The organism is Ancylobacter koreensis (genome assembly GCF_023016525.1).
Taxonomy (GTDB): domain Bacteria; phylum Pseudomonadota; class Alphaproteobacteria; order Rhizobiales; family Xanthobacteraceae; genus Ancylobacter; species Ancylobacter koreensis.
On the sequence record NZ_JALKCG010000002.1, the window covers coordinates 383,636 to 396,491 of the forward strand.

Below are 12,856 nucleotides of genomic sequence, written 5' to 3' on the forward strand. Positions count from 1 at the left end.
GCGGGGGCGGGGAGCCGGCAGAACGCCGTCATGGCCGGGCTTGCCCCGGTCATCCATGCCTTCGCGTGGGCGGCCAAGTCGTGGATCCCCGGGCCAAGCCCGGGGATGACGTCCCTTTCGCGGATCCATCGAGACGATCATGGCCCGCATCGCCCCCTCACAGGTCCTTGCACAGGCGCAGCGAGTCGTAGAGCGCGGCGTGGATGTTGCGGCCGGTCCAGGCGTCGCCGACGCGGTAGAGCGCGAAGCCGGGCTGGCCAGTCCAGCGCTGCGGGCGGCCGGCGACCAGCGCGTCGAGGTCGGTCTCGCCATCGTTGACGGACGCTCCGCGCAGCGCCTCGAACAGCCCGTCGACGGGGCGCGTGCCGTGCTCGACCACCACGCGGTCGATCACCCGCTCCTCCTCGGCGTCGGTCATGGTGTTGCGCAGCACGGCGATGAGCCGGTTGCCTTCCGGGTAGATCTCGGTCAGCTCGGTGTTCGGCGTCATCACCACGCCGAGCTTGTAGAGCTCGCGCAGATGCACCGGCTTGTTGGTGGTGCCGACCTCCTGCGCGATCTGGAGATCGTGCGTCACCAGTTCGACGAGGCAGCCCTTCTTCGCGAGAAATTCGGCGGTGGAGGCGGCGTTGTGGCCGCCGATCTCGTCATAGAGCAGCACCGAGCCGGTGGGCTCCACCTTGCCGGTGAGGATGTCCCAGGTGGAGACGGCGTGCTCGCGGCCCTTCTCGTGGCCGGGATCGGGCATGCCGCCGGTGGCGACGATCACCACGTCCGGCTTTTCCGCCCGCACATCCGCCTCCGTCGCCTCGCGGCCGAGGCGGAGGTCGACGCCCTTCTTCGCGACCTGGCTGTGGAGCCAGCGCGGAATGCCGGACAGCGCCTCGCGCCAGGTCGCCTTGGCCGCGATGTTGATCTGGCCGCCGACGACCGGCTCCTTCTCGAACAGCACCACGGAGTGCCCGCGCTCGGCGGATACGCGCGCGGCTTCCAGTCCGGCCGGGCCGGCACCGACCACCACCACCTTGCGCGCCACCTCCGCCTTCGGGATGATGTGCGGCATGGTCGCCTCGCGCCCGGTGGCGGCGTTCTGCAGGCACAGCGCGTCGCCGCCGACATAGATGCGGTCGATGCAGTAGCCGGCGCCGACGCACTGGCGGATGTCGTCGTCGCGGCCCTCCATCAGCTTCTTGACGAGATGCGGGTCGGCGATGTGGGCGCGGGTCATGGCGATCATGTCGACATGGCCCTCCGCCACCGCGCGCGCGCCGGTCGCGAGATCGGTGACACGCTGGGCGTGGAAGATCGGCACATCCACCTCGCGCTTGATGGCGCTCGGCAGATAGAGGAAGGGCGCAACGGGGAAGGACATGTTGGGCAGCGACACGGCATGGGCCATCTCGTCCCGCGCCTGCCCGCCCATCACGTTGAGGAAGTCGACCAGGCCGCGCCTGGCATATTCCGAGGCGATGGCGACGCAGTCCTCATGGCTGAGCCCGTCGGCGATCATCTCGTCGCCGGACATGCGCATGCCGATCACGTAGTCGCCGCCGGTGGCCTCGCGCATCGCCTCCAGCACCTCGATGCCGAAGCGCATGCGGTTCTCAAGGCTGCCGCCATACTCGTCCGTGCGCTGGTTGACGGAGGGGCTCCAGAACTGGTCGACGAGATGGCCGTGCGCGGCGGAAATCTCGCAGCCGTCGAGCCCGCCCTCCTTGCAGCGCCGGGCCGCCTCGGCGAAGGCCTTCACCACGCGGCGTATGTCGTTCTTGTCCATCGCGCGCGGGATGGTGCGCGAGGTCGGCTCGCGGCGAATGGAGGCGGAGAGGGTGGGCAGCCAGTGCTCGGTGTCCCATTTGGTGCGCCGGCCCATATGGGTGAGCTGGATCATCACCTTGGCGCCGTGGGCGTGCACACGCTCGGCGAACTGCTGGAAATAGGGGATCACGCTGTCGTCGGCGACGGAGATCTGGTTCCACGGCGCGGCGGGGCTGTCGATGGCGACCGAGGAGGAGCCGCCGAACATGGTCAGCCCGATGCCGCCCTTCGCCTTCTCCATATGGTAGAGCTGGTAGCGCTCCTGCGGCTTGCCGTCTTTGCCGTAGCCCGGCGCGTGCGAGGTCGACATCACGCGGTTGCGGATGGTAAGGCCCTTGATGGTCAAGGGTTTGAGGAGTGCCTCGGCATTGGCGATCATGATGGTCGGCGCGCTCCTTCGACCATGGTCTTTTCCCGTGGCAGGCACGATAGGTCGCATGCGCCCCTGGTGCACAGAAGATTTGCGCCATCGCGCCGGTAGCGTTGCGACCCGCCTCAGCGCAGCAGGATGCGCAGCGCGGAAGGCCCGGCCAGCGCGAAGACAAGCAGCGCCAGCGGCACCGAGAAGACGAAGCCGACGGTGCTGAACCCGACCGCCCCGACGATGCCGCCGACGAAGAAGCTCAGCAGGAAATAGGTCAGCAGCCTCAGCTTCTCGCGGTCGGCCAGCACCAGCGGCATGGCGGTGCCGCGCCGGCGGCGGTTGGAATAGAACAGCTTGCCCAGCTCGATGCCGATGTCGGTGACGATGCCGGTCATGTGGGTGGTGCGGATCTTGGCGCCGGACATCTTGGTCACGGTGGCGTTCTGCAGCCCCATGATGAAGCACAGCACCGCCACTTCCATGCCGAGCGCGATCGTGGAATGGCGGGTGTAGGAGCCGAGCAGGCCGAAGGCGAGCAGCAGCAGCGCCTCCAGCGTCAGCGGCAGGGAGTATTCGCGCCCCGCCACATGCAGCCGGCCCCAATTGACCAGCACCGCCGAGGTCGCCGCGCCGAGCACGAAGGCGAGGAGCGCGCCGCCGCCCCCCAGCACGAGGTCCAGGGCGCCGACCACGGCATGGTCGGCCGCCGAGGAGATGATGCCCGACATGTGCGAGGTGTACTGCCCGACCGCCAACAGGCCGCCGGCATTGGTGGCGCCGGCGACGAAGGTCATCGGCAGGCCGAGCCAGGCATCGGCCAGCGGCGTGCGCTCCGGCGCGAGTATGCCGGCGGCGAGGTCGCTGTAGCGGGCCGCCAGCCGGCGGTAGCCGTGCGGCTTGAGGGGCGCGTTCATCGGCGCATTCACGGAGTTCCGTCCGGACGTTGCCCGGACGCTTGCTTTCGGGCCTGCGCGGCGGTGCCGCGCCTGCGGTGTGTAATTAATACCACGGACCGGCCGCCGCCATAGCCGCGATTACCTAGGCGTCCGTCGGACGGCCGGCGCCGCGGCGCTCGCCGCTGGGCGGGCGGCCGAAATGGCGGGCATAGGCGGTGGAGAAATGCGCCGCCGACTGGAAGCCGCAGGCGAGGCCGACATCGGTGACGGCAAGCGGCGAGAGGCGCAGCAATTCGCGCGCCCGCTCCAGCCGCAGGGCGAGGTGATAGGCCGAGGGGCTCACCCCGAGATGGCGGCGGAACAGCCGCTCCAGATGGCGTGGCGAGACGTCGAGCCGGCGGGCGAGAGCGGCGATGCCCGGCGGGCGCTCGATGGCCGCCTGCATCATCTTCACCGCGCGGGCCAGCGTCGGGTCGGGCAGCGCCGGGCGCGGGCGTGCCTCGACCCGCGCGCCGCCGGTGCGGGCGCGATCGAGGATGAACTGCTCGGCAACCTTGTCCGCCAGCGCCCGGCCGCCCTTCGCCGCGATGAGCGCGCGCATCATCTCCAGCGGCGCGACGCCGCCGGTGCAGGTGAGGCGGTCGCGGTCGACGACGAAGGCTTCCTCCACGAAGTCGATATCGGGGAATTCCTCGCGGATGGCGGAGAGGTTCTCCCAGTGCACGGCGCAGCGATAGAAGTCGAGCAGCCCGGCATCGGCGAGCACGAAGGCGCCGGTGCACAGCGCGCCCAGCGCGACGCCGCGCCGCGAGAGCCGGCGCAGCGCGTCTTCGATCGGCGGGGTGGCGGCGTGGCGCACGTCGATGCCGCCGCACACCAGCAGCAGGTCGAGCGGTCCCGCCTCGGCGAGCGGCACGGTGGGGGAGAGGGTGAGCCCGTTCGAGGCGGCGGCGGGCGCGCCGTCCAGCGTGAGGATGCGCCAGGAATAGATGTCCGCCTCGGCGACGTAGTTCGCCATGCGCAGAGCTTCCAGCGCGTTGGCGCAGGCGATCATCGAATGGTTCGGCAGGGTGAGGAAGCCGATGCGCGTCAGCGAGGCGAGGTCTTGCACGGCAAATCCAAAGCGTTTGGTGTGCGAAAGCGTTGCGTTGCCGAATGTTGCGGCGGCTGCGCCGGGAAACGCGCCGCGCAGAAATACCCCGGCTTGGTCATCGGGAGGCGCGAATGGTGCCGCAAAATTGACTCGGGCGCAGCCGGGAATGGCATCACACAATGGGGAAGCTTGTCATGCCGTTCACGCCGAGCCTGTTCGATGCCGTCCGCGACCGCGTGCCCGGCCGGCTGCTGCTGCCGGTCGGCTTCGCGCTCTTCCTCGCCGTCGGCACCTATGTGATCGCCGAGAACTCCGGATATGAGCGGGGCAAGGCGGCGCAGGCGAGCGCGGAGGAGAGCGTGCGCAACCTCGCCCGCCTCGTCGCCCAGCCCATCGAGCTTGACGAGGAGCCGACCGAGAAGGGCGACCGGCTGCTGCCGACCATGGTGCGCGCCATCGAGCCTTCCGCCGTCTATCGTGCCCCGACCGCCCATGCGGCCAAGCCCGCCAAGGCGAGTGTGGCGGCCGGTTCGGCGGGCGTCGCGTCGGCGGAAGAGAGCGCTGCCGCCGCGCTGCCGGCCGGCGTCGAGCGCTTCGACCATTGCCAGGGCGCGTGCGAGACGCGCGACCCCAAGGTCGTGCGCGCCGCCTATCCCGTGCTCGTGGAATCGCCCGAGGCCACCGCCGCCCGCGCCGCGCGGCGCCCGGACGTCCCCTTCGCCGAGGCGCCGCGGCCGGACGCGCCGCCCGCCCTCGTCACCGCCCGCGCGGAAGCGCCGGAGGAGGGCTTTCTCGGCCTGCCGCCGCTGCCGACCGCCGGCGAGATCGTCGACCGCACCGTGCAGGGCACGAGTCAGGCCTATGACAGCATGAAGCAGGCCGTGAGCGGGGCCATCGACTTCCTGCGCTGACGCGTCTCAGCGGTCGACCACCAGATCGCTGGTCGGCTTCGAGCAGCACAGCAGCGCCATGCCGGCGTCGATCTCGCGCTGGCGGATGCCGCCGCCATGCTTCATGTCGACCGTGCCGGAGACCAGCTTCGACTTGCAGGTGCCGCACAGGCCCTTGGCGCAGGAGGAGGGCAGGCGCACGCCGGCGCGGCGCGCCGCGTCCAGCACGAACATGTCCGAGCGGCACTCGATGGTGCGCTTCTGCTTGGCGAACTCGATGGAATAGGTCGTGACCTCGACCGGCGCGGCGGGCGCTTCCGGCGCGGCGTCGGCCACCGCCTGCGCCACCGTCTCCTCGACGGCTTCCTGCACCGCCTGCACGGCCTCGGCGACCGCCACCTCGGCGGCGACCTCCGGCTCGGCGTCGGCCAGCGCGCCGAAATCGAAGCTTTCCTCATGGTGGCGGGACATGTCGAAGCCGGCCGCCTTCAGCATCTCGCGCACCGCCGCCATGAACGGCGCCGGCCCGCAGACGAAGACCTCGCGCTCGCGGAAATCCGGCGCTACGTGATTGAGCAGGCCGCCGTTCAGCCGGCCGCGCAGCCCGTGCCACGGCGCGAAGCGGGCGTCCGCCTCGCAGACCGGGGCGAAGCGGAAGGAGCCGGGCTGGTTGCGCGCCATCAGCTCCAACTCGTCGCGGAAGATGATGTCGGCGGGCGAGCGCGCGGCGTGGACGAACACGATGTCGCGCGGCTCGCCGAGGTCGTGGAAGGTGCGTGCCATCGACATGAGCGGCGTGATGCCGCTGCCGCCGGACAGGAACAGATATTTCGGCGCCGACGCGGGCCGGCCGAGCGCGAAGCAGGAGAAATCGCCCATCGGGCCGATGGCGTGCAGCACCGAGCCGACCGTCACCGTGTCGTGCAGATAGTTCGACACCGGCCCGCCGGGTACGCGCTTGACCGTGATGGAGATGGTGTGCGGGCGGGTGGGAGCGGAGGCGATGGTGTAGCAGCGGTTCACGCTCTCGCCGGCGAGCGGGATGTCGAGGGTCAGGAACTGGCCGGGCTGGTAGCGGAAGACGCACGGGTCCTTCGGCGCCAGCACGAAGGTCTTCACGTCAGCCGTTTCTTCGCGGATCTCGCGCACGACCAGCGCGTCGTCGGCCTCGGGATTCCAGTCCGGCAGGGAGCCGACAAGGCGCAGGGCGGTGGGATCGGACGAGACGGCGGGGGTGGCGGCCATGTGCTTTGATCTCGATCAAACGAGGTGCGGAAGAAACGTTCGCGCCCCCTCGCCGGTGGGAGAGGGGTGGTTCGGGCAGGGCAGGCGCCTCATTCCTCGTCATCCCGGACGGCCGCAGGCCGATCCGGGATCGCGTGCCGAAGGGAGAGCGATCCCGGCTCCAGGCTGCGCCTTCGGCCGGGATGACGGCAACTGCCGGGAAGGCGGGTGCTTACCGGCCCAGATGCTCGCTCATGCGGCCGATGTACCAGTTGCAGAACTTGTCGACGAGCATCTCGGTGTGCGGCGAGTAGGGGCCGGGCTCGTAGGCGGGGCTGCGGGCGCCGTCCTGGCAATAGCCGACGAGGGTCGAATCCTGGTCGTTGGTGGCGTCCCACACGGCGGTGAGGTTCTCGACCGTGTAGTCGACGCCTTCCACCGCATCCTTGTGGACCAGCCATTTGGTGCGCAGCAGCGAGCGTTCGGCGTCGAGCGGCAACACCGAGAACACCACCGCATGGTCGGACATGAAGTGGTGCCAGCTATTGGGCTGGGTCCAGAAATGCAGCGCGCCGTGCCGGGGATCGTTGATGCGCCCGAGCAGCTTCTTGCAGGCTGCCTGCGTGTCGTTGGTGTGGCTCTCGCCGGCGCCGGCCAGCGGCAGGCGCTCGGTGCGGAAGCCCGTCACCATGTCGTCGAGATGCTCCATCATCGTGGAGGGGAAGCCGCAGCTCTCCCATTCGCGGTGCGAGGAAGTGACGAGCTTCGCATATTCCTCGGCCTCCTGCCGGCCGTGCTCGTCGAGCTCTTCCGGCGCGAAGCCGAAGCCATAGGCGAAGAGCGGCACGGTGAGCTCGGGATGGTTGCCCGCGCAGTGGTAGCACTCGCGGTTGTTCTCCATGGTGAGCTTCCAGTTGCCCGGCTCGATGATGTCCTTCTCGAAGGCGACCTTGGCGTTCTTCAGGTCGTGCGGGGCGAGATAGGGCGCCATCTTCGCGGCCATCACGTCGAAATCGGCCGGCGGGTCGTCGGACAGGCACACGAAGATGAGCCCTTCCAGCGAGCGCACATGCACCGGCTTCAGCCCGTGGCAGGAGGGATCGAAATCCTGGCCCATATGCTCGGCGAAGAGCAGCTTGCCGTCGAGGCCGTAGGTCCAGCTGTGGTAGCGGCAGACGAGGTTGCCGACCGTGGTCTTGTAGTCGTGCACGATCGGCGCGCCGCGATGGCGGCACACATTGTGGAAGGCGCGGACCTCGCCGTCGTCGTCGCGCACGGCGAAGATGGCGTACTTGCCGATGTTGAAGGTCATCGCGTCGCCGGGCTCCGGGATATCCGGATCGACGCCGACGAAGATCCAGTGCCGGCCGAAGATGACCTCCATGTCGGCTTCGTAAATCTCGGGGCTGGTGTAGAACGGAGCCTCCAGGCTGTAGCCCGGCTTGCGGCGGCGCAGCAGCGCCTTGAGCGGCGTCTGGGTGGTGTCCAGCATCGGTCTGTTCTCCCTCGCGGGTTCCCGGCCCGCTTGTCGACTGGAATTGTTCGACGGAAGCGGGCCGGTGACTTTCACGCAAGCGACAGGGAGTTTTCTGAATACGACATTTCCGCTGCCGGAAGGGCCTTCGCCCGGTGCGGCCCGGCGGATCGCCGGGCCCCGGCTTCACTCGGGGAACACGACCGGCGTGCCGGGGACCGGCGGCGGCTCGACCCAGTCGATCTGGGCGCCGCCCTCGAGCACAGCGACCAGCAGCGAGCCGGCCTTCACCCAGGCCTGATGCACATGGTGCGGCGGCAGAAAGAAATAGCCCTGCTCCTCGATCCTGAAGATCTTCCCGGCGTCGCAGTCCTCGAAATAATGCGTGCCGGCGAGCAGGAAGGTGGTCTCCGACTTCAGATGCGTGTGCTTGGGAAAATGGAAGTCGGCCGGGAACTTCAGCACGATGACCGCCCCGCCGGTTTGCGCGTCGACGCGCAGGATCGAGAGCAGCGGCGAGCTATCGCCGAAATCGGGGAAAAGAGGCTCCCACGAGCGCTCTTGCGCGCTCTGGCTGAAGGCTTCGAGGCCCGGCGTACCGGGTGACGGGGGTACCTGCATGGGCGTTCCTCCGGAGGTGGGGCGGGCGGCTTCGTTCGCCGCAGCGGTCTATCGGCCGGCGATCAGCGCCAGCGCGGCCTTGAGCCCGGCCATCGATGAGGTATCGCCGACCCAGCCGAGATAGCCGTCGGGCCGCGCCAGCCAGACCGTGCCGGTCTTCGCCTCGAAGGCTTCGGCGAACCCGCCCTCGCCGTCGCGCAGCACCGGAATGTCCTCGCGGTCGCCGAGCGGGGAATCGCCCGCCACGACGGCGAAGGCCGAGACCGCCGGGCCGAGCGCCGCGTGCGCCGCCTGCGAGAGTTCCACGAGGGCGGTCAGGCCCGCTTCGTCGCCGGCATAGCCGAACAGCACGTGGCGCCCGCGTCCCAGCCGCTCATGCAGCCGGAACGGCAGGCGGACATAGGCGCGGCGCAGCCCGCCGGCGTCGGGGATGCGGTCGCCGGCGGCGAGCGCGGTGCCGGCGGCGTCGGCCCGCTCGTCGCGGACGATGGCGCTGCCGCGATAGGAGATCAGGAGCTGCGTCTCGCGCATGCCCGGCAGCGGCGAGCGCTGGGCGAGCGTCTCGTTGAGGGCGCGGCTGGTGTTCTCCACCAGGTCGAGCCCGACCGCACGGCGCTCGGCCGAATAGCTGTCGAGCAGGCCCGGCGCGTCGCGTCCGTCCAGTGCCAGGGCGAGCTTCCAGGCGAGGTTGTAGGCGTCCTGCAGCCCGGTGTTCAGGCCCTGACCGCCGACCGGGGGATGCAGATGCGCGGCATCGCCCGCCAGGAAGGCGCGGCCCTTGCTGTAGCTGGACACCAGACGGTGGTTGACCCGGTAGACCGACGACCAGTGCATCGATTTCAGTACTGTGCCGGCCGGCAGCATCGGCGTCATCATTGCCCGGATCTCGTCGAAGCCCGGCGGCTGCGGGCGCTCTCCCTCGGCGGCGCGCAGCATGGAATCGGGCAGCACGGCCGAGAGACGGTAGCGTTCGACCGAACCGGCCACCGGCACGGCGGCGAGCGCGTTGGCGGCGTGCTCCGCCGTGGCGCTGACATTGAAACGGTAGAAGCGACCGCGCGGCAGGTCCCAGCCGATCTCCAGATCCGCCAGCACGAAGGTCTGCGGGAACTGGCCGCCCTCGAAGTCGAGGCCGAGGCTGGTGCGCACGGTGCTGCGGCCGCCGTCGCAGCCGACGATGAAGCGGCTCTCCACCACATGGGGGCTTCCGTCCGGCCCGGTCAGCTCGGCGCGCACGCCGTCGCCGGTTTCCGCGAAGCCGGCGAGCGTCCAGCCGTAATGCACCTTGCCGCCGTGGCGGACGAGGCAGGCTTCCAGGATCCGCTCGACCTCGAACTGCGCCAGCGACAGGCTGCCGAACGGCAGCACGTCGGGAATATCCATCGTCGGACCGGCCACGCCGTCGGTGAAGTTGGAGATGCCGTGCAGCCAGGTACCGGCGTCCACCGCGTCCTGTGCGATGCCGAAATCGTCGAACAGTTCGAGCGAGCGCGCGGTGATGCCGAGCGCCTTGGTGAAGAAGGTGCGCTCGGCCATGCGGTCGATCAGCAGCACGTCCAGCCCGTCGCGGGACAGGTCGGCGGCGAGGAACAGGCCCACCGGCCCGGCTCCGACGATCAGGACATCAACGCTGGATTTCATCGCCGCTCGCCGCCTTTTCCTCAGATGCCGCCCGAACTGCCGCGTCCGTGCCGACGCCGGCGCGCGTCACCGCCGCGACGGCCTCCGGGATTGCCGGCGGCGCCGGATGAGGACGCGATGCTGAAAACCACGCCGGAGATGACATCCTGTTGACGAAGGCGGATGCCGCCGGGCGCGGAGAAGACCGGCGCTCAGCGTAACATGGCACCGCTCAGTCGAACAGGCGCTGCGCCGCCACGCTCTGGCCCGCCGGGCCGGGCGCGCGGGCGCGGGCGTCGGAGGGGGTGAAGCCGTGCTGCGCCTTGAACTGGCGGGAGAAATGCGCGCAGTCGGAGAAGCCGGCCTCCAGCGCGATATCCGTCACCGACCGGCCGGTGGTGTCGAGCAGGAAGCGGGCATAGCGCAGCCGCAGCCGGCGGTAGAACTCGGCCGGGCGCTGGCCCATCACGGTCTGGAACAGCCGCTCCAGCTGGCGGGTGGAGAGCTGCAGCCGGCGGGCGATGTCGGCAATGGGCAGCGGATCGGCGAGGTGCTGCTCCATCATCAGCAGCGCGCGGCGCACGCGGTCGTCGGCCACGAGATCGGCGATGGGCGGGTGCGGCTGGGATTCGGTGCCCGGCCGCTGGCGGTCGAGCAGCAGCACGTGGCGGCTCTTCTGGGCGATGGAGCGGCCGAGGAATTTCTCCACCAGCGCGGTGGCGAGGTCCGCCGCGCCGCCGCCGCCGGCGCAGGTGATGCGGTCGCCGTCAATCACGTAGAGCCGGTCGGCGACCGGCGTGTGGTGCGGGAATTCCTCGAGGAAGTCCTGATAGTGGTACCACGAGACGCAGCAGCGCCGCCCGGTCATCAGCCCGGCGCGGGCCAGCACGAAGGAACCGGTGCACACGCCGACCAGCGACACGCCCGCCTTCGCGGCGCGCTTGAGATAGGCGACGCTTTCCTCGTCGAGCTGCTGGCCGCCATGCAGCAGGCCGCCGATGACGATGATGTAGTTGAAGGCCGAGGGGTCGGCGAGCGGGCCGGACGGCGCCACCGTGATGCCGCAGCTCGCCCGGATCGGTTCGGGGCGCGACGACATGACCTGCCAGCGCGCGAAGATCGGCCGCGAACGGTCGCCCTCGTCGGCGGCGAGGCGGAGCTGGTCGACCATCAGCGAGAAGGCCGAGAGGGTGAAATTGTCGGCCAGAATGAAGCCGACATTGAGCACCGGCACGGCCGTGCCGGCACTGGCCGAGGCGACAGGAGGGTGCGGGCGCTGCTGGTTCATGGTCTGCTCCGGCGGACAGCATAGCAAACTTGCTGCCCCAGGTAGCAAGGATGATGCCGTCGCGGCAGGGCGGGCGCCAGGCTTCAGCATTCGGGCAGGTTCACGGCGAGGCCTCCCAGCGAGGTTTCCTTGTATTTGGAGGCCATGTCGCGGCCGGTCTCGCGCATGGTGGCGATCACCTTGTCGAGCGAGACGATGTGCGTGCCGTCGCCATAAAGCGCCAGCGAGGCGGCGTTGACGGCGCTGATCGCGCCGAAGGCGTTGCGCTCGATGCAGGGCACCTGCACCAGCCCGCCAATGGGGTCGCAGGTCATGCCGAGATGGTGCTCCATGCCGATCTCGGCGGCGTTCTCGATCTGCGCATTGCTGGCGCCGAGCGCGGCGGCCAGCCCCCCGGCCGCCATGGAGCAGGCGACGCCGACCTCGCCCTGGCAGCCCACCTCGGCGCCGGAGATGGAGGCGTTCATCTTGAACAGCGCACCGATGGCGGTGGCGGTGAGCAGGAAGACATGCATGCCGGCCGCGTTGGCGCCGGGGCAGTGGTCGCGGTAGTAGCGCAGCGTCGCCGGCACCACGCCGGCGGCGCCGTTGGTCGGGGCGGTGACGACGCGCCCGCCGGCGGCGTTCTCCTCGTTCACCGCGATGGCGTAGAGGCTCACCCAGTCCATCACCTCGTGGGGCGAGGGCGCGTTGCGGGCGAGCAGGCTGTCGCGGATTGCCTTGGCGCGGCGGCGCACCTGCAGCCCGCCGGGCAGCTCGCCGGAGGTGGCGATGCCGCGGTCGACGCAGGCCATCATCGCGTCCGCCACGGCGTCGAGATGGGCGCTCACCTGCGTCGCCGGGCGGCGGGCGTGCTCGTTGGCGCTCACCAGCTCGGCGATGGTGAGGCCGGCGCCGTCCGCCATGGCGAGGAGTTCGCGGGCGTTGCGGAAGGGATGCGGCAGCGGCGCCTCGTCGGCGGGAGCCGGCCGGCCGACCTCCGCCTCGGGCACCACGAAGCCGCCGCCGATGGAGCACCAGCGCTCCTCGGCGATCAGCGCGCCGTCTGCGGCGAAGGCGCGGAAGGCGAGGGTGTTGGGATGCTTGGGCGTCTCGGCCACGCCGTCGAACAGGATGTCGCGGGCGGCCTCGAAGCGGATGGCGTGGGTGCCCGCGAGCGGCAGGCGGCCTTCCTGCGCCACCTCGGCGACGAGGGCGTCGGCGCGGTCGGGGTTCACCGTGGCCGGGCGCTGGCCGGCGAGCCCGAGGATGACCGCCTTGTCGGTGCCGTGGCCCTTGCCGGTCCAGGCGAGCGAGCCGTAGAGCGCGGTCTCGACGCGGGCGACGCGGGCGAGAAGGCCGCGCCCCGCCAGCGCGTCGGCGAAGCTCGCCGCCGCCACCATCGGCCCCACCGTGTGCGAGGAGGACGGGCCGATGCCGACCTTGAAGAGCTCGAACGCGCTGATCATGAAGGCACGCTGTTCCCTCGTCCCGGCCGCGCGCGGCGCGGGGGCGACTTCCTCTGGCAAGGCACGCCCGGTCCTCGCCATATCTCGGCGGGCCGGGTCTCGTTGGTGAGGCACGCGGGG

The 12,856-nt window shown here is 70.2% G+C and carries 10 protein-coding genes; 1 reads left to right on the forward strand and 9 read right to left on the reverse strand.

What is annotated here, in order from left to right:
• Positions 1–157 precede the first annotated feature (157 nt).
• The 3 genes from MWN33_RS08895 to MWN33_RS08905 form a co-directional block, all read right to left on the reverse strand.
• The gene (locus MWN33_RS08895; RefSeq protein WP_247200126.1) at positions 158–2,197 is read right to left on the reverse strand and encodes an NADH:flavin oxidoreductase; all 2,040 of its coding nucleotides are present in this window, start codon (positions 2,195–2,197) and stop codon (positions 158–160) included.
• Positions 2,198–2,313: 116 nt separating this feature from the next.
• Entirely contained in the window at positions 2,314–3,096 is a 783-nt protein-coding gene (locus MWN33_RS08900; RefSeq protein WP_247200127.1) for a YoaK family protein, read from the reverse strand.
• A gap of 124 nt (positions 3,097–3,220) precedes the next feature.
• Positions 3,221–4,189, reverse strand: coding sequence for a GlxA family transcriptional regulator (locus MWN33_RS08905; protein ID WP_247200128.1), 969 nt, complete (start codon positions 4,187–4,189; stop codon positions 3,221–3,223).
• Positions 4,190–4,365: 176 nt separating this feature from the next.
• Here MWN33_RS08905 and MWN33_RS08910 point away from each other — a divergent pair, with 176 nt between their 5' ends.
• On the forward strand, positions 4,366–5,082 hold the full coding sequence (locus tag MWN33_RS08910) for a hypothetical protein (RefSeq protein WP_247200129.1): 717 nt from the start codon (positions 4,366–4,368) through the stop codon (positions 5,080–5,082).
• A 6-nt stretch (positions 5,083–5,088) separates the two neighbouring features.
• Here MWN33_RS08910 and MWN33_RS08915 read toward each other — a convergent pair whose 3' ends face one another.
• The 6 genes from MWN33_RS08915 to MWN33_RS08940 all read right to left on the reverse strand — a co-directional run bounded on the left by MWN33_RS08915 (position 5,089) and on the right by MWN33_RS08940 (position 12,736).
• A complete protein-coding gene (locus MWN33_RS08915) occupies positions 5,089–6,306 on the reverse strand; it encodes an FAD-binding oxidoreductase (protein ID WP_247200130.1) in 1,218 nt (405 codons plus the stop codon).
• Positions 6,307–6,517: 211 nt separating this feature from the next.
• On the reverse strand, positions 6,518–7,777 hold the full coding sequence (locus tag MWN33_RS08920) for an aromatic ring-hydroxylating oxygenase subunit alpha (RefSeq protein ID WP_247200131.1): 1,260 nt from the start codon (positions 7,775–7,777) through the stop codon (positions 6,518–6,520).
• A gap of 168 nt (positions 7,778–7,945) precedes the next feature.
• Positions 7,946–8,380: a cupin domain-containing protein gene (locus MWN33_RS08925; protein WP_247200132.1), complete on the reverse strand. Its 435-nt coding sequence runs from the start codon at positions 8,378–8,380 to the stop codon at positions 7,946–7,948.
• A gap of 48 nt (positions 8,381–8,428) precedes the next feature.
• Positions 8,429–10,021: an FAD-dependent monooxygenase gene (locus MWN33_RS08930; protein ID WP_247200133.1), complete on the reverse strand. Its 1,593-nt coding sequence runs from the start codon at positions 10,019–10,021 to the stop codon at positions 8,429–8,431.
• 211 nt (positions 10,022–10,232) lie between these two features.
• Positions 10,233–11,288: a GlxA family transcriptional regulator gene (locus MWN33_RS08935; protein WP_247200134.1), complete on the reverse strand. Its 1,056-nt coding sequence runs from the start codon at positions 11,286–11,288 to the stop codon at positions 10,233–10,235.
• A gap of 83 nt (positions 11,289–11,371) precedes the next feature.
• On the reverse strand, positions 11,372–12,736 hold the full coding sequence (locus tag MWN33_RS08940) for an L-serine ammonia-lyase (RefSeq protein WP_247200135.1): 1,365 nt from the start codon (positions 12,734–12,736) through the stop codon (positions 11,372–11,374).
• Positions 12,737–12,856: the final 120 nt, after the last annotated feature.